Genomic DNA, 21,689 nt, shown 5'->3' on the forward strand with positions numbered 1-21,689 from the left:
TGTTCGCTCTTTCTCTCTGCTGCGGTTTAAACTCGTGCGCTACTTCATTGCATCCAAGATATGTCATATCCAACGGAAGAGGACCTTCGGTCTCGCTTGCTTGTGCCTTATCTGCTGGCGCTCGGCATTGGGCCAGACCGATGTCAATTTGAGCGTTCATTCAGTCTAAGGATTGGGCACCATACCCTTGTTTCTGGCGCGAAATCAGGTCGCGAAATCGTTAATGCGCGGTTTGATATCCTTGTAACTACAGAGAGAGGAGAGCCTCTTTTTATTGTGGAGCTCAAGCGGCAGGAGCTTGAACTTAGTGAGGATGATCGCGACCAGGGAATTAGCTACGCTCGGCTTGTTCATCCGATAGCTCCTTTTGTTGTACTCACAAATGGGCGTGAGTGCCGATTGTTTGATACAGTGACCAAGGAGCAGTTGATTGCCGAGCAATTGCCTCCACGTGCGACTGCACGAGCGAAGGCGCGTGGTTGGGTAACTGGCGATAGTTTGTTGCTTCGTCAAGAGGCGATGGAGCTTTTTCTTGGCTACTCGGGAGAGAATCTGCGATTGTTTGCGGATGCTCAGCGAGGAGCGCGAATCGCAGGACTTCGTGGTGGACCCAACGAACTTGAACGTAAGTATCTTCCGCAGGCATATGTTCAGCGAACGGGTGTGGAGCAGGCGATAAAGCAATTCCTTGCTGGTGATAGATCAGTTTTTGTTCTTGCCGGCGCTTCAGGTGTAGGTAAGACGAATGAAATGTGCGCTCTTGCTGAACGATTGGGGGCGCGCATGCCTGCATTCTTCTTCAATGCGGCGCAGTTGCCAGGAACAATCGATGAAGCAATTGCGAGCGATTTTAACTGGAACTTTAGCGAGGCGCTTGCTCTTCCTCAGATTGTCCGACGCCTTCATCAATTGGCGACTCGTACTGGCGAGCAGATACTCATTTTTGTGGATGCCGTTGATGAGTCTATTGCTCGAAACATGCCTCAGGCATTGAGCGATTTGGTGTACCACCTTGAGGCGGTGACATCCGCAGTAAAGTTGGTTGTTGCACTCAAGAGTTCAGAGTGGGAGCGGTTTGCTAGTGTTGCAGGTGTGCCGACAGTGCTTGCTGATCGTTGTGTCCCGCCGCTCAAGTTGCGAACGGGGAAAAATGAGACAGCGCAGCGGCCTGTTCGTAGTGATGTGGTGGAGAAAGAGGATGAAGAAGGTTCTCTTGCTGTGGCACACGGAATCCGCCCTTCGTTTGAGTTGCGGCAATTCGCAGAAAGCGAGCGATGCGAGGCGTTTGAGAAGTATTGTGCTGCCTTTGGGGTTGTGAGTGCTTCTCCCGGGGGGATTTATTCTGCTGTGCGCGACCCATTTATGATGCGCATCATTGCAGAAACGTATGCGGGGGGAGAATTGCCGCATTCGGGTGTGGTGGAGTTGGATGTTCTGCGGCGATACGTTGAACGCAAGCTTGAAAAAATAGATGAGCGAGAACGTCGTGCGCTGGCGATCAAGGAGTTGGTGGCAGTAGCTCGTGCGCTTTATGATTCAGTGAGCGAGGATCCTCCTGCTAGGCGAAGACACAGTCGAAATGCAGGCGTCCGGCATGATGAGATGGCTATGGATGATGCTAGGTCGCTTGAGTCGGTGCCAGAACGTAGCATTCGTGCTGTGCTTTCCATTGCAGGGGTAGTGATTGGGCACGATGCTGAGACTCATGGGCTTTTGGTCCGAATTGCTGATTATAATGGGCGTGAGTGTCTCCGATTTCTTTATGATCGAATAAGAGATTACGTGGTTGCAGTGCATGTGCTGCGATTCGATGAACTCGACCCAAGGACGTTTGCTGCTGGATTGCCGAAATGGGCTGCTCATCCCCTTGGTAGGGAAGCTCTTCGGCTATACTTTCGTTCGCCTGTTGCTCGTCACAAGGAGATGATATTTGCATTTGCGGATGAGCAAGTTGCGCGGTTCCTCGATGCATACGAGCAAATACGAGAGCAACTCGGTGACTTGGCGCATCTTCAGATGGAGCCTGGGGGCAACGGCGGTGCTGGGGTTGTTTACTCTCTGTTCCCAGGGGGGGACTGGAGTGTCGGATTTTTCTGTCGTAATGAAATGGATAATAAGTCCCGTGTCGTTCGATACGAAAATTATACCAAGGAGTGGCGATCTGCCTATGAGCAGGGAGTGTTGATAGAGCCTTTTGCTCGGAAAATTCGTTATGGAAAAAATTTCTCGTTGATTCTCGATGACCCAGTCCGGCTCGGTGTGGTCTTTGCGCTTACCGAATTGCGCTTGCTGGTGAAGGGGGGAGGGTTGGATTGGCGTCATAGCGACCTCTTGGCGCAAGAGATAACCTTTTCTGTTTTGAGTAGGGCGCGTGATGCGCTCGGGTTGCCGCCGCGCCGCGATGTTGGCTATGCAGACGGCTTGATGCCGCGTGACCTTCTTCCTGTTTTGATCAAAGAAATCAGATGTCTCGCCCACGCTCGATTTGGTGAATATTTTTTCAGGTATAGATATTTCCAACAGGAGTATTCACGTGTCGTCGCTGAAACGCGCGCTAGAGGCGAGGAACCAAAGCTGGTTTCGCTCCAGATGGGGGCTGACGCGCATGAGAATGCTAAGCAGAAAGCACAAGATGCGGCTGCGCGTGGCGTGCGCTTCCCTGCTGTGAATATTACGCCTGGTGATGGTCTTCCAGTGCTTGATACTGCTCTCGATGTGATTGAGAAGCGGAGAGGGGTGCTTCGTAAGCATTATTTACCAGGCCCGGATCGTGATTCTCAATGGGCAAGGCGCTCTTTCGAAGAGGGCTACAGCGATGCTCAGCTTGTGAGATACGTTGATGTACTCATGAGGCACGTTGGGCGCGAGTATCCAGCAATGGTGCGCGCTAATTTCGGAATTCTTTCTTGGATGTTTAAGCTGGCTAACGTGGGGCAGATTCGGGCGGAAGTGCGTTATGCTCGTCCGAGGAATCCTGCCAGGGCAAACCTTCGAGGCGGTAGTGTTACTTTTATGCTCAAGCAGGGGGCGCCTGGCGCTGACGTTTTTATCTGTCAGGATGAGGATCTGCAGCCCAAATTTACTCAAAGCTATACAACTTATGATGAAGAATCGGGACGAGACTATTTGCTTGGTCCCGTCTTGACATCTTTCGGCGGATTCATTCGACCAGGGCGAGACGTGCCGCTTGCTTGGGGGGAGAGTGCCCGAGGTGCTGCTTCCGAGACTCCAGTGCGGCTCTGGATCTACTACTTGTTGGAGGTTGAGCTGGAGAAGGTTACACCAGAAAATCTTATGAGCGTGCTTTCTATCAAGTGAGGGAGAGTCGCTATGTCGTTCGTTTCTTGCGAGAGAGCGCAGTGCCACCGGTGATAATGACGCCGCGGCTTCTGCTTGCATCTGAGATATTGTTTAACTAGGCCGAACTGGCACGAATTCTAGCGCTTGCCCAGCAACCAGGATGCACTAATCATTGCGACTGGGCGCTGTCCCTTGACCTGCCAATTCCGAGGGCGGTTCGAAACACTCTCAAAGTTCTATGGGCGTCCGCAGGAGGTGGGCGGGTTGTAATAGGGCACGCTCCTGAAGTCACGAACCTTCCGGCGGAATCAGACCTTCCTGAGCAGCGTAGCGCTTCGTGGTCTGTATCTCGTCCTCCAAGAAGTTGTTTGGCTCGGGAAAGAGCTGCTCCGCCAAGGCACAGAGCCGAAGTGCCTTCTCCAGGGACTCTTTCGTCCGCTCGAGATTCCAATACCTGAGCTTGAAGAACCACGCATCCTCGAGCGTGGCGAGTGCCTTCTGCTCCCCTTCATCGTAGAGCTTCATGGCCTCCGGTGTTCCATCTTGGAAGGTGTCCAGGAAGTTCCCTAGTGCCAACAGAGCAGGTGCACTTCTGTATGAACCCAGAACGGCTGACTCCAGCAGGCGTTGAATCTCGGGGAGTACCTCTTCTGCGTCTCTGCCGGGCTGATCGACAAGGAGTTGTAGCTTGGCGAGATAGAGCAGGTTGTGGGTAAGGGCAGGGCATTCCCCAGCAAGCTCTCGATGCAGTTGGAGTTGCTCTGGGTTCCCCCGGTCGTGCTCTCCTGCTTTCTTGGCTGCTTCGAACTTCTGGAGCAGTTCTTCAAGGCTGGGATGCGCCATGCGATCTCCTCTACAGCTTTTCCATCAAGCGCTCTGGATTCTTGAGGATCTTGCTCACCATCTTGAGCTGCGCTTCCGTCGCCAGGCTGAAATCCCTTCGCTCCAGCATCTGCCTGACCTCGAACAAGGTGTAGCCCTTGAGCTGGGAGGGAAAGTCACGAGCACGCTGGAGGGTGGCGGGAATTTGCCCTACCCTCATGTTCAGCAGGGCAATCTTTTCCATCATTCGCGTGGCTGTTGGAGCGGTAACGAGCCCCGATGCGGTTGCCTCCGCGATCAATGCTTCTGCCTCTGCGAACCGGCCGTTGTTGATGAGGACCCAGATACGGGCAGAGACCGTGTTTCCCTTGATGCGTACGCCCTCTTCGGGCTCAGCGGCGTACGCGCTGCTGGACTCCCATGCAGTACCGGCTTGAACTCGTACTTCTCGAGCGCCATGACTGCATCCAACCGCTAGAAGGAAAAGCCCTGTCAGCAGCATGGAGCCGGTATTCATGGTTCTCCTTTCGGAGGTTCGAGAAAAAGAAGGGGAGGCGAGGGCGGCCGGATGAACTCCGCTGGCCGTCTCCACGCCTCCCCGGTACGACGGACCGGCTACTTCGCCCGGCCTTCCTTCCAGGCCTGGAGGAGCTGCTCATAGGGCACGGTCTCGCCCTTGGGCTTCTCGTTGGCCAGCTTCGCCTGGGGGGCGCCCGGCGCGTCGAACCAGGTCTTCGCGTCCTTCACCGGGTTGAGCTTCGGCGGGCAGTTCTGCATGCCCGCGCGCTCCAGGCGGCCCAGCACGTCGTCCATCTGCTCGGCCAGCGTGTCCATGGCCTGCTGCGGCGTCTTCTCGCCCTCGACGGCCAGGCTGATGTTCTGCCACCACAACTGCGCCAGCTTCGGATAGTCCGGCACGTTGGTGCCCGTGGGCGTCCACGCCTCGCGCGCCGGGCTCCGGTAGAACTCCACCAGGCCGCCGTACTTGTCCGCCACCTTCGTCACGTGCTCGGAGCGCACGTCCGAGTCGCGGATGGGCGTGAGCCCCACCAGGAACTTCTTGAGCGACGTGGTCTTCGCCACGGTGAACTGCGCGTACAGCCACGCGGCCTTGCGGCGCTCCAGCGGCGTGCTCTTGAGCATCGTCCACGAGCCCGTGTCCTGGTAGCCCAGCTTCGTGCCCTCCTGCCAGTACGGGCCGTGCGGCGAGGGTGCCATGCGCCACTTCGGCGAGCCGTCCGCGTTCACCACCGGCAGCCCCGGCTTCATCAGCGGCGCGGTGAAGCCCGTGTACCAGAAGATCTGCTGGGCCACGTTGCCCTGGCCCGGGACAGGTCCCGCCTCGGAGAACGTCATGCCGGCGGCCTGGGGCGGCGCGTACTTCTTCAGCCAGTCGATGTACTTGGTCAGCGCGTACACCGCGGCCGGGCCGTTCGTCTCGCCGCCGCGCGCCACCGAGGCGCCCGCCGGGTTACAGCCCTCCACGCGGATGCCCCACTCGTCCACCGGCTTGCCGTTGGGGAAGCCCTTGTCACCCACGCCCGCCATGGACAGCCACGCGTCCGTGAAGCGCCAGCCCAGCGACGGGTCCTTCTTCCCGTAGTCCATGTGGCCGTACACCCGGACGCCGTCGATCTCCTTCACGTCGTTGGTGAAGAACTCGGCGATGTCCTCGTAGGCCGACCAGTTCACCGGCACGCCCAGCTCGTAGCCGTACTTCTTCTTGAAGCGCTCGCGCAGGTCCGGCCGGCTGAACCAGTCGTGGCGGAACCAGTACAGGTTGGCAAACTGCTGATCCGGCAACTGGTACATCTTCCCGTCCGGACCGGTGACGAAGCTCTTGCCCATGAAGTCGTCGATGTCGAGCGTGGGCAGCGTCACGTCCTTGCCCTCGCCCGCCATGAAGTCAGACAGCGGCACCACGTGCCCGTAGCGCACGTGCGTGCCAATCAGATCGCTGTCGTTCACGTACATGTCATAGATGCTGCGACCCGACTGCATCTGGGTCTGCAGCTTCTCGATGACGTCGCCTTCCTGGATGAGGTCGTGCTTGACCTTGATGCCAGTAATTTCCTCGAAGGCCTTGGCCATCACCTTGGACTCGTAGACGTGGGTGTCGATCGTCTCCGAGACCACGTTGATGGTCTGGCCGCGGTAGGGGGCGGCGGCGTCGCGGAACCACTTCATCTCCGCGAGTTGTTGCTCACGGCTCAGGGTGCTCGGCTGAAACTCCTGGTCCACCCACTTCTCGGCGGCCTTCTCCAGGGCGGCGATGTCCACCTGCTGCGGCTGCGCGGTGGCGGCGGGCTTGCTGCCCTCCTCGGACTTCGACTCCTTCTTGCACCCGACCACGGGGACTGCCAGGGCCAGGGCCAGCGTCCATCTCAACGTGTTCTTCAAAGGGTTACCCCCAGCGTGCGATGACAAGCATGAACAACAACGACAGACCTACGGCGAACCAGACAGACGCGTCCGTCAGCCCCACCCACGCGAGGTGGATGAACGCGCTTCCCATCAGCCCGACGAAGAGGCGATCTCCACGGGTCGTGGCCATGGGCAGCAGGCCCCGGCGGGGAAGGGAAGGGGAGCGAATTCCCCAGACGGTGTAGACCGCGAGCAGCATCACGATGACCGCGAAGAAGCTGGCCGTCGGTGCTGTCCAGGCCATCCATTCCATGTCCATGGGAGCTCAGACCCTTCCCAGGGCGAAGCCCTTGGCGATGTAGTTGCGGACGAAGTAGATGACGACGGCGCCTGGCACGAGCGTTAGCACCCCCGCGGCGGCGAGCAGGCCCCAGTCCATGCCAGCGGCGCTCACGGTGCGCGTCATGGTGGCCACGATGGGTTTGGCGTCCACGGACGTGAGCGTGCGCGCCAGCAGCAACTCCACCCAGCTGAACATGAAGCAGAAGAACGCCGTCACGCCCACTCCCGCGCGGATGAGGGGCAGGAAGATGCGCAGGAAGAAACGGGGGAAGCTGTAGCCGTCGATGTACGCGGTCTCGTCGATTTCGCGCGGCACGCCGGACATGAAACCTTCCAGAATCCACACCGACAGCGGCACGGTGAAGAGCATGTGGGACAGCGCCACGGCCCACGGCGTGTCGAACAGGCCGATGCTCGAGTAGAGCTGGAAGAAGGGCAGGAGGAACACGGCCGGGGGCGACATGCGGTTGCTCAGCAACCAGAAGAAGAGGTGCGTGTCCCCGAGGAAGCGGTAGCGCGAGAAGGCATAGGCCGCGGGCAGCGCCAGCAGCACGGAGAGCACCGTGTTGATGCCCACGTACGTGAGCGAGTTGATGTAGCCATCGCGCCAGGCCGGGTCGGTGAAGATGATGACGTAGTTGGCCAGCGTGGGATCGCGCGGCCAGGGCGAGAAGCCGCCGAGGATCTCCTCGGTTGTCTTCAACGACATGCCCACCAGCCAGTAGATGGGGATGAAGCTCAGCAGCAGGTAGAGGGGGACGGCGAGGCGCTTCATTTCGCCTCCTGGGTGCTCGTCATGGCGGTGTAGAAGACGTAGCTGAACAGCAGGATGACCAGGAAGTAGACGAGCGAGAAGGCCGCCGCCGGTCCCAGGTCGAACTGTCCCACCGCGAGCCGCGTCAGGTATTGGCTCAGGAACGTGGTGGCGTTGCCGGGCCCGCCTCCGGTGAGGACGAAGGGCTCGGTGTAGATCATGAAGCTGTCCATGAAGCGCAGCAGCACCGCGATGGTCAGCACGCCCTTGAGTCGGGGCAGTTGGATGTAGCGGAACGTGGCCCAGGCGGAGGCGCCGTCGATGCGCGCGGCCTGGTAGTAGGCCTCGGGGATGGCGCGCAGGCCCGAGTAGCACAGCAGCGCCACCAGCGGCGTCCAGTGCCACACGTCCATGAGCAGCACCGTGAGCCAGGCGTCCAGCGCGTTGGCCGTGTAGTTGTACTGGAAGCCGAGCGCGTTGACGGCCACGCCCAGGAGGCCGATGTCACCTCGGGCGAAGATCTGCCAGATGGTGCCCACCACGTTGAAGGGGATGAGCAGCGGCAGGCCCATGAGCACCAGGCACACGGACGCGGCGCGCCCCTGCTTCGGCAGCACGAGCGCCAGCGCCACGCCCAAGGGAAGCTCCAGCGCGAGCACCGCCAGCGAGAAGCCGAGCTGCCGCCGCAGGGCGCCGTGCAGCTCAGGGTCCCTCAGCACCTTGCGGAACCACTCCGTGCCCACGAAGACACGCTGGTCCGGTCCGAGGATGTCCTGCACCGAGTAGTTCACCACCGTCATCAGGGGGATGACGGCGCTGAACGCGACGGCCACCAGCACGGGCAGCACCAGCAGCCAGGCGCGTTGATTGGTGGGTTTGCTCATGAGATGGCACGGCCTCCGGCGTACAGCGTCGTCCAACGGGGCGGCAGCTCCAGCCAGCACACCTCGCCAGGGGCGAGCCGCTCCTCCTCGGGCAGCCGCACCTTCAGGGTCTGCGCTCCCAAGCGCGCAGTGGCCAGCTTGTGCCGCCCCAAATCCTCCACCTGCGTCACCTCCACGCGCACCGAGGAGGGAGTTCCCTCGCGCACGCGCCGCGGGAACTCGGGTCGGATGCCGAGCAGCAGCTCGCCTCCGGCCGACTTCGCCCGCGCACAGACGCCCGCATCCAGGGGCAGCCGCTGTCCCTCCACCACCACCGCGCCGTCCTCCACGGTGCACGGCAGGAGGTTCATTCCCGGGCTGCCGATGAAGTAGCCGACGAAGGTGTCCTCCGGGCGCTCGAAGAGCTCCTGCGGCGTTCCCACCTGCACCACTCGGCCGTGGTTCATCACCACCACCCGGTCCGCGAGCGTCAGCGCCTCCACCTGATCGTGCGTCACGTACACGAGCGTCACCTTGAGCTGCTCGTGCACCTTCTTCAGGTTGCGGCGCAGCAGCCACTTCACGTGCGGGTCAATGACCGTCAGGGGCTCGTCCAGGAGGATGGCCGCCACGTCCCGGCGCACCAGCCCGCGCCCCAGCGAAATCCGCTGCCGCATGTCCGCGGAGAGCCCGCTCGCCCGCTTGCGCAGGTCCGGGGTGAGCTCCAACAGCTCCGCTACCTCCTCCACCCGCTTTCGCGACTCGTCCCGCCCCACGCCCCGGTTATGCAGCGGGAAGGCCAGGTTCTCGAAGACGGTCATCGTGTCGTAGATGACGGGGAACTGGAACACCTGGGCGATGTTGCGGTGCTGCGGCGGGGCCTGGGTGACGTCCACGCCGTTGAAGAGCACCTGCCCGCGCGTGGGCCTCAGCAGGCCGGAGATGATGTTGAGCAGCGTCGTCTTCCCGCACCCGGAGGGCCCCAGCAGCGCGTAGGCGCCGCCGTCTTCCCAGACGAGCTCCAGGGGCCGCAGGGCGTAGTCCTTCTCGGACGCCGGTGAGGGGACATAGGCGTGGGCGATGCCGCGGAGCTCAATTCTGGCCATACGCGGGCTCCTCGGGGGTGAAGGGGGGCGCGGCCACGAGCCGGCCCTCGGGTCCGAACACAAACATCTTCGACGGAGGGACGAACAGCTCCACCGGCGCGCCGTACGGGTGCCGGTGCACGCCCTCCACCTGCGCGCCGAGCGCGAGCCCCGCGTGCGCCGCATGGACGAGCGTCTCGGAGCCGCTCACTTCCTCCACCTCCACGTGCGCGGGGATGCGGACGTCGTCGGGTGCGGCCCGGGCGAGCCGCACGTGGTGGGCGCGGACTCCCAGGCGGTAGCGGCCGGGTGCCAGAGCGCGCAGGTGCCCGGACAGCGGGAAAGTCACCTCGGGCGAGAGGCGCGCTCCCGCGTCCGCGGTGATTTCGACGTCCCACAGGTTCATCTGCGGATCGCTGAAGACCTGGCCCACGCGCTCGGTGGCGGGCGCCTGGTACACCTCGAGCGTCGGGCCCTGTTGCAGCAGCCGCCCCTCGTGGAGCACCACGGTCTTCCCGCCGAGCAGCAGCGCCTCGGTGGGCTCGGTGGTGGCGTACACCACGACGGCGGGGCGGTTGCGGAAGAGCTGCCGCATCTCCGCGCGGAGCTCCTCGCGCAGCTTGTAGTCGAGGTTCGCCAGGGGCTCGTCGAGCAGCAGCAGCGAGGCGTCCTTCGCCAGCGCGCGCGCCATGGCCGTGCGCTGTTGCTGCCCACCGCTCAGCTCCGCGGGGAGCCGTTGCAGGAAGGGCTCCAGGCGGAGCGCGGCGGCCGTCTCGCGCACGCGCCGGTCGATGTCCTGCTTGCTGAGCTTCCCGGCCAGCCGCAGCGGCGAGGCAATGTTCTCGTAGACGGTGAGCGAGGGGTAGTTGACGAACTGCTGGTACACCATGGCCACGTCGCGGCGGCGCACGTCCACGTGCGTCACGTCGGCACCGTCCACGAGGAGCCTTCCCGAAGTGGGCTTGTCGAGCCCCGCCAAGAGTCGCAGCAGCGACGTCTTCCCCGCGCGCGTGCGACCCAGCAGGACGATGAAGGCTCCGGGTTCGAGCTTCAGGTTGATGTCCGCGAGGTGCAGCTCGCCGTCGACGACGCGAGTGACCCTGTCCAACTCGATGCCATGCCTCACCCGGTGTATCCCCTCGATGTGTGCTACGCCGTGAGTGACTGCGGCGCGCATCGTAGGGAGAGGGCTCGTGTCCGGTCCAGCACGGTTGTAACCATTCCCATGATCGCGCGCGTCGTGCTCCCCTCCCCGCCGGGCTGGCGGAAGGTTGACACTTGGACTTCAAGAGAGTGTTCCCCGGCGCGAGGCTCGTGCACAAGCTGGGAGGAGCCTTGTTCTCCTTAGAGCCCCGCACCTTGTTGCAGACACTGAAGGCGGAAACCCGCCCACACCACGAGCGTGCCGAGCGCGTGGTCCGCCTCATGTCTCCAGACCTGACCCTTTCCGGATACCGGCGCCACCTGGAAGCGCTCTACGGTCTCCATGCACCGCTGGAGGCGGTCCTCGCCGAGCGACTGGAGGGGCTCGCCTCCGAGCTGCGCCTCGCCGAGCGCTGGAAGCTGCCCTGGCTGGCGGAGGACCTCCGGGCACTCGGTCACGACGAGGCTTCGTTGGCCCGCCTGCCCCGGCTCGCGGACCCGCCGTCTCTGCCGGGGGGGCCTGAGGCGCTCGGTGCCCTCTATGTCCTAGAGGGTTCGACCCTGGGCGGCCAGCTCATCTTGCGTCACCTCACGCGCCACTTCGAGGGTGTGTCCGTGGGCCGGTTCGTGTACTTCCGGGCGTATGGCGAGGCCGTAGGGCCCATGTGGAAGGCCTTTGGCGAGGCCCTGCTTCGCTTGTGCCCGGATCCGGCGCTCGCTCCCCGGGTGGTGCGGGGGGCCCAGGACACCTTCGATGCCTTCGAGGCATGGCTGCGCGAGGTTCATGTCGATGTCCCCTCCCATCTCTGATGCGGACCTTTCCCAGTGCGAGCGCGAGCCCATCCACCTGCTGGGGGGCATCCAGCCCTACGGGGTATTGCTGGCCTTCTCGGAGCCGGACCTCTCCTTGAAGGTGGTGAGCGCTAACACCGGGGAGCTGTTGGGGCGTGCGCCGGAGACGCTCCTGGGCCGGCCGCTGGAGGAGGTGCTCCACCCCTCATCGCTCGTCATCCTCAACCGGGCCCTGTCCTCGTCCACCCTGGGGAGCCTGCGCATCGAGGCGGCGGGCCGCTTCTTCGTCGGCCTCCTGCACCGCCGTGACGGACTGGCGGTACTGGAGCTGGAGCCCGCCTCGGAGTCCACCAGCGAGGAGGAGGCGTTGGCCAGGGTGGACCAGCTCCTCTCGCCGCTGGCGGGAGCCCAGGGCACAAAGGGGCTGCTCCAGGCGGCGGCGGAGGCAGTGCGCGCGCTCACCCGCTTTGACCGGGTGATGGTGTACCGCTTCGACGCGGACTGGCATGGCGAGGTGGTGGCGGAGAGCCGCGAGCCGGAGATGGACGGCTTCCTGGGCCTGCACTTCCCCGCAAGCGACATCCCCGCGCAGGCCCGCGCCCTCTACACGCGCAGCACCCTGCGCCTCATCGCGGATGCGCGCGCCCAGCCCGTGCCCCTGGTTCCCTCCGTCCTCCCGTCCCTGGGGCGCCCGTTGGATTTGTCAGACGCGGCCCTGCGCAGCGTGTCCCCGGTGCACCTGGAGTACCTCGCCAACATGAGGGTAGGGGCCTCCATGTCCATCTCGCTGCTGCGGGAAGGGCGCTTGTGGGGTCTCATCGCGTGTCACCACCGCGCGCCCTTGTTGGTTCCGGCCTCCACGCGTCGCGCTTGTGACGTGCTGGCCCGGCTGGTGTCGCTGCAGCTCGCGTCCGAGGAGCGCGCCAGCGTGGCCTCGGAGGTCGCCCGCCGCGCCCACCTCCAGTTCCAGATGGTGGAGCGGCTCTCCTCGGAGTCGGGGTCGCTGTCCTCGGCCCTCTCGAAGCAGGGGGACCTGTTGCTCGGTCTCACCGGCGCGGGCGGTGCGGCGCTGCTGCTCGGCGACACGCCTATCCTCGTGGGCGCCACGCCCGCGGTCGAGGAGGTGACTGCGCTGGCGGACTGGCTCGCCGGGCAGCGATTCGACGGCACCTTCCACACGGAGCGGCTCGGCGCGCTCCACCCGCCCGCCGCCGACTACGCGGACATCGCCAGCGGCCTGCTCGCGGTCCGGTTGGACGAGCACGCCCCGCGTTTCGTCCTCTGGTTCCGCCCGGAGGTCGCCCGGACCGTCACCTGGGCGGGCAATCCCCAGAAGCCGGTGGTGCCCGGGCCCGGTGCCAACCGTCTCCACCCTCGTGCGTCCTTCGACGCCTGGCAGGAGACGGTGCGCGGGGCGAGCAGCCCCTGGAATCCGGAGGACCTGGCCACCGCCGTGAGCTTCCGCGGCTCGCTGGTGAGCGTGCTGCTGCGCCATGCCGCCGCGCTCGCCCGTTCCAACGCGGAGCTGGATGCCTTCAGCGGCACCGTGGCGCACGACCTCAAGGAGCCGCTGCGCGGCATCCAGCAGTACGTGGGCTTCCTCCTGGAGGACCATGGAAAGGAGCTGGGGGACGACGGGCGCCAGCAGCTCGAGGAGGTGCGGTGGCTCGCCGGGCGCACTCAGGGCCAGATGGACGCCCTCTTCGAGTACAGCCGGGTAGGGCGCGTCGAGCTGGCCTGGGGACACGTGGACATGCAGTCCCTGGTCGACGAGGTGCTGCTCTCCGTGTCTGCCCGCTTGCAGGAGAACAGGGTGGAGGTGCGCATTCCGCGGCGCCTGCCTCAGGTGGAGTGTGACGGGGTCCGCATCCAGCAGGTGTGGGCCAACCTCTTCACCAATGCCGCGAAATATCATCAGGCGGGCGAATCGCGTTGGATGGAGGTGGGTTTCTACGCTCCGGGAGAGCCCCTCCCCGCTTCAGCGCGACGGCGGTCGGATGAATACGTCTTCTACGTGCGAGACAACGGCATCGGAATCCCCGAGCGGTTCCACGAGAACATCTTCGAGATGTTCCGTCGGCTGCACCCCGCTCATGCCTATGGGGGAGGGAGTGGTGCCGGCCTGGCGATCGCTCGGCGGCTCGTCGAACTCCATGGCGGCGAGCTATGGGTGGAGTCAGCGCCCGGTCAGGGCTCTACCTTCTTCTTTACCCTGGGCGAGAGGCCGCGGTGATGAGATGACCTCAGGGCGCCCCCTGCTGCTCGTGGAGGACAGTGACCCGGACGCGGAGGCGCTGCTGCGGGTGGCGCGCAAGCTGCCGCTCTCCGCCCCCGTGGTGCGAGTGCGGGACGGGGAGTCCGCGCTCGACTACCTCTTCCAGCGGGGCGAGTACGTGGGGGTACCCCGGCCTGTGCTCGTGCTGTTGGATCTGCACCTGCCAGGTATTGGGGGCCAGGAGGTCCTCACCCAGCTCCGGGCCGACCCGACCTTGCGCTCCCTGCCCATCATCATCTTCTCCAACTCCTCGCAGAAAGAGGACGTGAGCGCGGCCTACGCCGGTGGTGCCAACAGCTATCTCTTCAAACCGGACGGACCCGTCGAGCTCCAAGAGGCCGCGCGCGCCCTGGAGCGCTTCTGGTTCAGCGCCGCGCTGTTGCCCGGCCCGGAGGACGCGTCGGGATGAACCTGCGCGTGCTTCTTGTCGACGACAGCCTCGCGGATCAGCGGGCGCTGCGGCGGGCGCTGGAGAAGGACCCGGAGGCAGAGTGGGAGGTGGAGCAGGTCAGCTCCGCCGAGGAGGCCCTGGAGCGTCTGCGGCACCCACCGCTGCCGGATGCGCTCGTGCTCGACTTCCACCTGCCGGGCATGGATGGGGTGACGCTGCTGCGCACGCTGCGCGAGCAGTGCGGTGAGCGGATGCCGGCGGTGGTGGTGTTCACCGGCAGCGGCAGCGAGCGCGTGGCGGTGGAGGCGATGAAGTCCGGTGCCCATGACTACCTCCTCAAGGATGGCTTCTCGCCGGAGCGCCTGCGCCACAGCCTGCACAACGCGGTGGATGCGGTGCGCATGGCGCGCGAGCTGGAGGAGGGCCGCCGCCAGACGGAGCGCGCAGAGCGGGCGGCGCGCGAGGCGCTCGCGGTGCGTGACGAGTTCTTCGCCATCGCCACGCACGATCTGAAGGGGCCGCTGCAGAGCATGCTCCTGAGCACCCAGCTGCTGCGCCGTCATCTGCCCGCGGAATCGCGCACGCCTGGGGTGGAGTCACGGCTGGAGCAGATCCTGCGCGGGGCTCAGCGCATGGGCGAGCTCATCGACCACTTCCTGGAGGTGACGCGCGGAGGCGAGCGCCCCTTGCGGCGCGAGCCGATGGATCTCTTCGCGTTGATACGAGCGAAGGTGCGCGATTTGGGACCGCTGGGGTCCACGCACCCGGTGCACATGCACGTGGAGGGCTCGGACTTTCAGGGCTTCTGGGACGTGGCGAGCTTGGAGCGGGTGCTGGACAACCTGCTGGGCAACGCCGTGAAGTACAGCCCCCGAGGCGGCTCCATCGACGTGTGGCTGAGCGAGGAGTCGCCAGGGCCCGAGGGGTGGATCCGCCTGTGCGTGCAGGACCAGGGGATGGGCATTCCGGCCGCGGACCTGCCCCACATCTTCGAGCGCTTTCGCCGGGGCCGGAACGTGGCGCCCGTCATCTCCGGCAGCGGCGTGGGGCTCGCCAGCGCGCACCGCCTGGTGGCCCTGCACGGTGGAACCCTCACCGTGGAGAGCGAGGAAGGCAAGGGCGCGAGCTTCATCGTGCGCCTGCCCCGAGGGTTGGGCGTGCGGGAGGCCTCCTCGGAGCAGTCCGCCTGACGCGCTCCCGCCCGGGGTCGCCGCTCAGGGCGACGAGGGCAAGCTGCCGCGCAGCATGAAGAAGATGACCACGCCCGTCACCGACACGTAGAGCCAGATGGGCGCCAGCCACCGCGTCACCTTCCGGTGCCGCTCGAAGGCGTTGCGCCACGCGAAGTAGAAGGACAGCAGCGCGCCTGGCACCACGAACATGGACAGCAGCACGTGGCTGGCGAGGATGGTGAGGTACACCGCCTTCAACACCCCGCCCCCGGCGTAGCGCGTGTCGCCGTGCACGAAGTGGTAGGCCAGGTAGCACACCAGGAAGAGCCCCGAGGACGCGAACGCCGACACCATCAGGTACTGGTGCGCGCGCCGCGCCTTGCGCCGGATGGCCACCCAGCCCGCGGTGAGGAACGCCGCCGCCAGCGCGTTGAGGCTCGCGTTCACCGCCGGCAGGAAGCGCAGATCCACCCCGCCCACCGCGCCTCCTCGGCGGATGAGAAGAATATACGCAAGAAATGAGAGAGCGGCGGCGGACACCACCGCCGTGAAAATGTAGAAACCCCGGTCACTTACACGGGGGAGTGGGGCGTGTGCGGCGTCGGACATGGCGCCCCTTTCTGTCCTGACCGGGGCCCGCACGCAACCCGTCAAGCCCTGCTGAATAATTGCAGGAGCAAGCGTATAGCTATTAACGGGAATTCCTGGCATAAGGATAAATGCAGTTTCCCCCCCGCTGCATGTCCGGAGGTTCACGTGCGCTACGCACGACGCTTCCTCGCTCCCCTGGCCACCGTCGCCGTTCTCGCGGCGCCCCCCGTCCTCGCGGATGGGCCGGTGTGTGCCCCGGTGACGAAGGTTCCCCTCGAGCGCCACCTGCGCCAACTCTCGCTGGATCTGCTCGGCCGTCCGCCCACCTATGAGGAGTACCAGGCCATTCGCGCCAAGGGCGAGGTCACGGTGGAGGATGTGCGCGCGATGATGGAGCAGGAGGAGTTCTACGCGCGCATCCGCGCGTACCACCGCGCGCTCCTCTGGAGCAACATCAACTCCAGCGTCAACAACAACAACAACTCACGCCTGTATGGCGATGGCTCGGCCACGAACGCGCTGTCGCTGCGCAGCAACAGCAGCGTCCAGCTGCGGGGCGTCAACAACGCGGGCTGTGACAGCTACCTGGCCCAGGACGTGTGTAACGCCCGGCAGGATCCGCATGCGGACCCCGCGCTTCCCGCGACCGCGGCGGCCTGCGCCAAGGAGCGCTACGACGAGCGCGGCGTGCCCAACCCGGTGAGCTGGGACTACAACACCAACTATTACACCTGCACGCCGCTGAGCGTGACGGACTGCTCCGCGACTTCCCTGGGCGCTGACGCGAAGTACCTCTACTTCTGTGACATGCGGCGGGTGACCAGCGGTGAGGATGCGGGCAAGCTGAAGCCGTACCTGTGCAAGCCCACGTCGGCCAACTTCTCCGCCGAGGTGCTGGATGGGGCGGGCAAGGTGGTGGCCTTCGAGTATCCCGATGCTCCGTCCAATGTGTCGGTCAAGCGGCTCGACCGGTGCACCCTGAACCTCTCGCTCAGGAACGGCGTCAAGGGCTCCTACGTGCCGCAGACCGGCTGTGTGCAGCGCGAGGGCTACGTGACACGGCCCGCGCCCTTCTGGAACGCCGGAGGCCCGGAGGTGCGGGTGTGCGCCATCGAGGCGCAGACGCGCGCGGCCAACCCGTGGACGCTGGAGCCCTGCACCACCTCGCGCTTCAACAATGACCGCTCGTGCGGCTGCGGCGAGGGCATGGCCCGCTGCGAGTCCTCCGATAACAACGGCTCCACCCACAGGGCCCGCGTGAAGGCCATCAACACCGAGCCCGAGCTCATCGCCGAGTCGGTGATTCGCCGCGACGAGCCCTACTACAACTTCCTCACCACGCGCCGCTCCTTCGCCAACGGTCCGCTGGCCGCGCTCTACCGGGATCCACAGCAGGGCGTAGGTGTCTTCAACGTGGCGCGCCCGAAGGACCCGAGCGTGCTGCCGGACATCCCCTACGCGGAGGCGGACACCTGGAAGGAGTACGTGCGCGGACCCGAGCACTCGGGTGTGCTCACCACGCCCTCCTTCCTCTATCGCTTCCCCACGCTGCGCGCGCGCGTCAACCACTTCTACGGGGCCTTCCTCTGCAAGAGCTTCGTTCCGCCGGACAACGCTCGCCAGCCGGCCGCCGAGGACGCGTGCAACCGGGAGAACAACCTGGCCAAGCGCTGTGGCTGCAGCTACTGCCACGCCACCATCGAGCCCACCGGCGCTCACTGGGGCCGCTTCGCCGAGCGCTCCGCGCAGTTCCTCGACCCGGAGCACTTCCCCCGCTACGACCCCAAGTGCCGTGACTGCGCGCTCTCCGGCAACACCGGGTGCAACAACGAGTGCGGCCAGTACGTGATGCAGGCCTATGACGGCGACGGCGCCCAGTCGCTGGGCATGCTCAAGACGTACCTCTACCGCAACGCGGATGAGGAGGCGAACATCGACGGCGGCCCCGAGTTGCTGGTGGAGCGCATGCTGCAGACGGGTGACCTGGAGCGCTGCACGGTGCGGCGCGTCTGGCAGGAGTTCCTCGGCCGGCCCATGTCGGCGGAGGAGCAGCGCATGTACCTCGAGCCGTTCGCCCAGGAGTTCGCGCGCGATGGCCACCGCTTCAAGGCGCTCATCGAGCGCGTGTTGATGTCCGACGCCTACCGGAGGATCGACTGATGCGACGCCTGCTCCTGTTCGCGCTCCTCGCGCTCGGCGCCGCCGGCTGCGAGAACACCCAAGGCACTCCGCCCCCGGTGGATGGCCAGCTTGAGCCCGTGGGCAACCCGCACGGGGACACGGCCACTCCACTGCCTGACCCGGAGCTGCAGGACGGCCGGGTGGGGCGCGCTCCACGTCGCCTCACCGTCGACCAGCTCGCCCGCTCCATCGAGGTCGCGGTGGGCAGGCCCTGGACGGATATCGACAACGTGGCGGCCACGCTGGGGCGCGCGGACTACGCGCTCGTCAACTCGGAGAGCACCGAGCCCAACCTCGTCTTCGCCAAGTTCCTCGACGACGGGGCGCGCAAGGTGTGCATGGCCCAGGCGAGCGCCGAGGTGAAGTTGACGGACCCCCGGGCGCGCGTGCTCAGCCGGACGCTGCCCTCCGGAGCGGTGGGAGATCTCAGCAAGCTCACCGATGCGCAGGTGAGTGAGCTGCTTGTGTACCTGTCCACCCGCTTCTGGGGCGTGCCACTGGAGGGCGAGGAGCTGACGCGCTGGGTGGGCTTCTTCAAGAAGGCGGCGGCACGCGGTGAGGTCATCAAGAGGCGGGACCAGGCGCTGGCCGCCGTGTGCATCAGCCTGATGACGGACTCGCGCTTCCTCACCTACTGACGGCCCGGGAGATGCAGCCATGAAAAAGAACCACGAGACCTCCGCTGGGCGCCGCACCTTCCTGAAGGCCGCCGCGGGCTTCATGGGCGCCACCCTGTTCGGGGGCCTGCCCTTTCGCGCCTTCGCGCAGACGGCCGCGCTCAAGCCCGCGGACCGCTGCTTCGTCTTCGTCTACTTCAACGGTGGGTGGGACCAACTGCTCGCCCTCGACCCCAGGGACCCTGCCATCTTCACCCCTGAGCGGGTGGCGGAGACGCGCATCCTCCCGGGGTACGATCTCATCAACGACTCGCGCTTCATCGAGCGGCCTTTCGTGCCGAAGACGCGCCCGGGCGCGGCCCGCTCCAACATCACCTTTGGTCCGGCGATGAGCGAGCGGCTGGCCAACCACTATGATCTCATGACGGTGGTGCGTGGCGTCAACATGACCACGCTCGCGCATGAAGAGGGCATGCGCTACTTCATCACGGGCAAGCGTCCCATCGGCGCCGCGGCCCGTGGCTCATCCACGGCGACGGAGATCGTGGGGCAGATGGTGCCCACCCAGCCTATCCCGTCCATCGCGTACAACGTGGAGTCGTACAACGAGGGCTACCCGGGGAGCGCCAACGCGCTGAAGGTGAGCAAGCTGAATGATCTGCTGCTCACGCTTTCGGCGAGCACCACCGTGCTCGACAGCGAGCTGGAGAAGCAGCTCGTGGACTTCCGTGGTCAGCCCATCACCTGCGAGCAGGCGGTGTACGGCGCGGGCGGCGTGGGTGAGACGTACGCGACGAGCCGTGGGCAGATGCAGCAGGTGCTGTCGGGCAAGCTGAACGAGAAGTTCACGTTCGAGAAGAACACGGCTGTCCTGGGCAAATACGGGCTGTCCCCTCAGGGCTACACGAAGAACGGTGACTTCGATAACCCGGCGGGACGGGCGGCGCTGGTGGCCACGGCGCTGAAGGAGGGCATCAGCCAGTGCGTGTCCATCAACCTGGTGGGAGGCCTGGACACGCACTTCGGCTCGCAGCTGACGCACGCGAGCAACCTGCGCTCGGGTTTCGAAGCGCTGGGCATGCTGGTGGATGACCTGCGTGCCAGCCCGCATCCGTCCGGGGGCAACTTCATGGATCACACCACCATCCTGGTGTACTCCGAGTTTGCCCGCACGCCGTACATCAACTCGACGAACGGCCGGGACCACCACCAGGCGAACAGCTGCCTGCTGATGGGAGCGGGGCTGAAACACAACAAGGTGTTTGGCTACACCGGGGACATCGCCATGGCGCCGGCCTTGGTGGACCTGAAGACGGGGATGGCGGATCCGAACAACGGAACGAACATCCTCCCCGAGCACATCATCGCGACGGTGCTGGCGTCTGCCGGACTGGACTACAGCGTCACGCGAGTCGACCCCCTCAAGGCCCTCCTGGCGTAATGAAGACTCGAGCTCTGTACTGTGTAAGCCCCCTCTCCCTCCGGGAGAGGGCTGGGGTGAGGGTATGTGCCCTCGTGCTCGCGGGCCTGTTGTCCGCCTGCGACTCCACGTCACTCCCTTCGGACCACCCAAGCCCCGAGCCCTTCCAGCCGGTGCAGACGAAGACCGATGAGGCGCTGGCGGCTGCATCGGGGTTCGCGGACCAGACAGGCGGAGGCATCTTCGCGACGGCGACGGGCGAGGCCCTCCGGCTGCGGTTGGACGGGACGCGGGGCGCGTTGGAGAACCACCCGGGGAACGCCGTGGCGCCGGGGCGCATCCGCTCGGTGTTCCGCATGGGGGCGAGCTCGGCGCTGGTGGAGGCGGACAATGGCCTCTTCCTGGCGCAGTCGGGCTGGCTCATTGCACCGCCGTGGAGCGAGCTGTTGGGCACGGGGCTCAAGGCCACGGCGACGACGACGGATGGCGCGGTGTGGCTCGGACATGACACGGGCCTCTACCGGCTGCAGGACGGCGCGGTGTCCGCGCTCAAGGTGGACGGAAAGCCGCTGGATGGCATCACCAGCCTGGCGGCGGCGGCGGCCGAGAACGGGGGCGAGGGCCTGTGGTTCCTCCGTCAGCAGGCGCTGTGGACCGCGGTGCGGACGGCGCCCGGAACCTGGCAGGTGAAGCAGGCCGAGGCTCCGCTCCTGGACGAGGAGCGCCCCCTGGTGGTGGTGGGGCTGGGGGCGTCGGAGAAGGGCAAGGCGGAGGCGTGGGTGCTGACGTCGGAGCGGCTGCTGCGGCGAGCGGCGGACGGGTGGCGGCAGATCGCGTTGGCGCAGACGCCCACGCAGGTGCTGGCGGCGGGGCGCTTCGTCTGGGTGAGGGCGGGCGACAAGCTGCTGTCCTATGACGCGGACGCGGACAAGTGGGGCGAGGCCTCGGGCGTGGACACGCGCGAGTTCCGCTTCCTGGCGGCCGACGAGAGTGGCTGTGCGTGGGTGCAGCTGGGCGCGGAGACGGTGGCGCTCAGCAGGGGCCCGGTGCCGCGGGTGCTCGGCATGCTCGAGGGCATGCAGGTGGTGGATGACGCGATGGTGGTGCGCGCGCGTGTGGCGCCGGGCGTGGCGCCGCTGAGCCTCACCTTCGAGGTGGCGGGCGTGCAGGTGCCCGTGCGCGGGCCCGTGTACAGCCTCGGTGGTGCGGAGGCGGATGGGACGCCCAAGCCCTACTCCTTCGTGGGCCTGGAGCCGGGGCCGCACACGCTGAGCGCCGTGGCGCTCTACGCGGACGGTACGGAGGCTCGGCGCTCGGTTGTCTTCAACTACCAGCCCCTCTCCACCGTGGCGCTCGGCTGGGACAAGGACATCCGCCCCATCCACGAGGCGCGCTGCGCGAAGTGCCATGTCAAGGGGCCGGGCCGGCCGCTGGCGACGTATGAGCAGTGGAAGGAGGGCGCCTCCCTCATCGTCGCCGCGGTGCGCGAGCAGCGCATGCCGGCGGATGGCCCGTTGGATCCGCAGCTCATCTCCCTCATTCAGCGCTGGGCTGCCACCGGCGCGAATCCCTGAGGC

Annotated in this window: 18 protein-coding genes; 9 read left to right on the forward strand and 9 right to left on the reverse strand. The window is 65.3% G+C overall.

The features are described 5' to 3' along the window. The first annotated feature begins 102 nt into the window (after positions 1-102). A complete protein-coding gene (locus tag F0U60_RS08280) occupies positions 103-3,318 on the forward strand; it encodes a type I restriction enzyme HsdR N-terminal domain-containing protein (protein WP_395825133.1) in 3,216 nt (1,071 codons plus the stop codon). Between the two features lie 270 nt (positions 3,319-3,588). On the opposite strand, the gene F0U60_RS08285 is transcribed toward F0U60_RS08280, so the two are convergent. From F0U60_RS08285 to F0U60_RS08320, 8 genes are all read right to left on the reverse strand, one after another. Continuing rightward, positions 3,589-4,143 carry a hypothetical protein gene (locus tag F0U60_RS08285; RefSeq protein ID WP_395816267.1) on the reverse strand — a complete coding sequence of 185 codons (555 nt, stop codon included), beginning with the start codon at positions 4,141-4,143 and terminating at the stop codon, positions 3,589-3,591. 10 nt (positions 4,144-4,153) lie between these two features. After that, positions 4,154-4,639 carry a hypothetical protein gene (locus tag F0U60_RS08290; RefSeq protein ID WP_395816270.1) on the reverse strand — a complete coding sequence of 162 codons (486 nt, stop codon included), beginning with the start codon at positions 4,637-4,639 and terminating at the stop codon, positions 4,154-4,156. 98 nt (positions 4,640-4,737) lie between these two features. Continuing rightward, positions 4,738-6,522: an ABC transporter substrate-binding protein gene (locus F0U60_RS08295; RefSeq protein WP_395816273.1), complete on the reverse strand. Its 1,785-nt coding sequence runs from the start codon at positions 6,520-6,522 to the stop codon at positions 4,738-4,740. A 4-nt stretch (positions 6,523-6,526) separates the two neighbouring features. Next, positions 6,527-6,805, reverse strand: coding sequence for a DUF2160 domain-containing protein (locus F0U60_RS08300; RefSeq protein WP_395816276.1), 279 nt, complete (start codon positions 6,803-6,805; stop codon positions 6,527-6,529). A 6-nt stretch (positions 6,806-6,811) separates the two neighbouring features. Then, positions 6,812-7,603, reverse strand: a complete 792-nt coding sequence (locus tag F0U60_RS08305; RefSeq protein ID WP_395816279.1) for a carbohydrate ABC transporter permease — start codon at positions 7,601-7,603, stop codon at positions 6,812-6,814. Further along, a complete protein-coding gene (locus F0U60_RS08310; RefSeq protein WP_395816282.1) occupies positions 7,600-8,466 on the reverse strand; it encodes a carbohydrate ABC transporter permease in 867 nt (288 codons plus the stop codon). Before F0U60_RS08310 ends, F0U60_RS08305 begins: the two co-directional genes overlap by 4 nt. Further along, positions 8,463-9,551, reverse strand: a complete 1,089-nt coding sequence (locus F0U60_RS08315; RefSeq protein ID WP_395816285.1) for an ABC transporter ATP-binding protein — start codon at positions 9,549-9,551, stop codon at positions 8,463-8,465. The genes F0U60_RS08310 and F0U60_RS08315 overlap by 4 nt, the downstream gene beginning before the upstream one ends. Continuing rightward, a complete protein-coding gene (locus F0U60_RS08320) occupies positions 9,538-10,656 on the reverse strand; it encodes an ABC transporter ATP-binding protein (protein WP_395816288.1) in 1,119 nt (372 codons plus the stop codon). Before F0U60_RS08320 ends, F0U60_RS08315 begins: the two co-directional genes overlap by 14 nt. A gap of 152 nt (positions 10,657-10,808) precedes the next feature. Here F0U60_RS08320 and F0U60_RS08325 point away from each other — a divergent pair, with 152 nt between their 5' ends. Genes F0U60_RS08325 through F0U60_RS08340 form a run of 4 tightly spaced genes read left to right on the forward strand, consistent with a single transcriptional unit; the run spans position 10,809 to position 15,321 of the window. Then, complete coding sequence (locus F0U60_RS08325; RefSeq protein WP_395816291.1) at positions 10,809-11,483, forward strand: biliverdin-producing heme oxygenase; 675 nt, start codon at positions 10,809-10,811, stop codon at positions 11,481-11,483. After that, positions 11,464-13,698 carry an ATP-binding protein gene (locus tag F0U60_RS08330; protein WP_395816293.1) on the forward strand — a complete coding sequence of 745 codons (2,235 nt, stop codon included), beginning with the start codon at positions 11,464-11,466 and terminating at the stop codon, positions 13,696-13,698. The genes F0U60_RS08325 and F0U60_RS08330 overlap by 20 nt, the downstream gene beginning before the upstream one ends. 4 nt (positions 13,699-13,702) lie before the next feature. Continuing rightward, positions 13,703-14,149, forward strand: coding sequence for a response regulator (locus tag F0U60_RS08335; protein WP_395816296.1), 447 nt, complete (start codon positions 13,703-13,705; stop codon positions 14,147-14,149). After that, positions 14,146-15,321 (forward strand): ATP-binding protein, encoded by a 1,176-nt coding sequence (locus tag F0U60_RS08340; protein WP_395816298.1) that lies wholly within the window; start codon positions 14,146-14,148, stop codon positions 15,319-15,321. The genes F0U60_RS08335 and F0U60_RS08340 overlap by 4 nt, the downstream gene beginning before the upstream one ends. Before the next feature lie 24 nt (positions 15,322-15,345). On the opposite strand, the gene F0U60_RS08345 is transcribed toward F0U60_RS08340, so the two are convergent. Beyond that, entirely contained in the window at positions 15,346-15,912 is a 567-nt protein-coding gene (locus tag F0U60_RS08345) for a DUF420 domain-containing protein (protein ID WP_395816302.1), read from the reverse strand. A 147-nt stretch (positions 15,913-16,059) separates the two neighbouring features. Between F0U60_RS08345 and F0U60_RS08350 the strand changes: the two genes are divergently transcribed. Genes F0U60_RS08350 through F0U60_RS08365 form a run of 4 tightly spaced genes read left to right on the forward strand, consistent with a single transcriptional unit; the run spans position 16,060 to position 21,686 of the window. Beyond that, on the forward strand, positions 16,060-18,054 hold the full coding sequence (locus tag F0U60_RS08350) for a DUF1585 domain-containing protein (RefSeq protein ID WP_395816305.1): 1,995 nt from the start codon (positions 16,060-16,062) through the stop codon (positions 18,052-18,054). Then, a complete protein-coding gene (locus F0U60_RS08355; protein WP_395816307.1) occupies positions 18,054-18,713 on the forward strand; it encodes a hypothetical protein in 660 nt (219 codons plus the stop codon). The genes F0U60_RS08350 and F0U60_RS08355 overlap by 1 nt, the downstream gene beginning before the upstream one ends. 19 nt (positions 18,714-18,732) lie before the next feature. Then, positions 18,733-20,133, forward strand: coding sequence for a DUF1501 domain-containing protein (locus F0U60_RS08360; RefSeq protein ID WP_395816310.1), 1,401 nt, complete (start codon positions 18,733-18,735; stop codon positions 20,131-20,133). A gap of 56 nt (positions 20,134-20,189) precedes the next feature. Next, positions 20,190-21,686 (forward strand): hypothetical protein, encoded by a 1,497-nt coding sequence (locus F0U60_RS08365; RefSeq protein WP_395816313.1) that lies wholly within the window; start codon positions 20,190-20,192, stop codon positions 21,684-21,686. The last annotated feature ends 3 nt before the right edge of the window (positions 21,687-21,689 follow it).

Source organism: Archangium minus (assembly GCF_044360475.1).
Lineage (GTDB): Bacteria > Myxococcota > Myxococcia > Myxococcales > Myxococcaceae > Archangium > Archangium minus.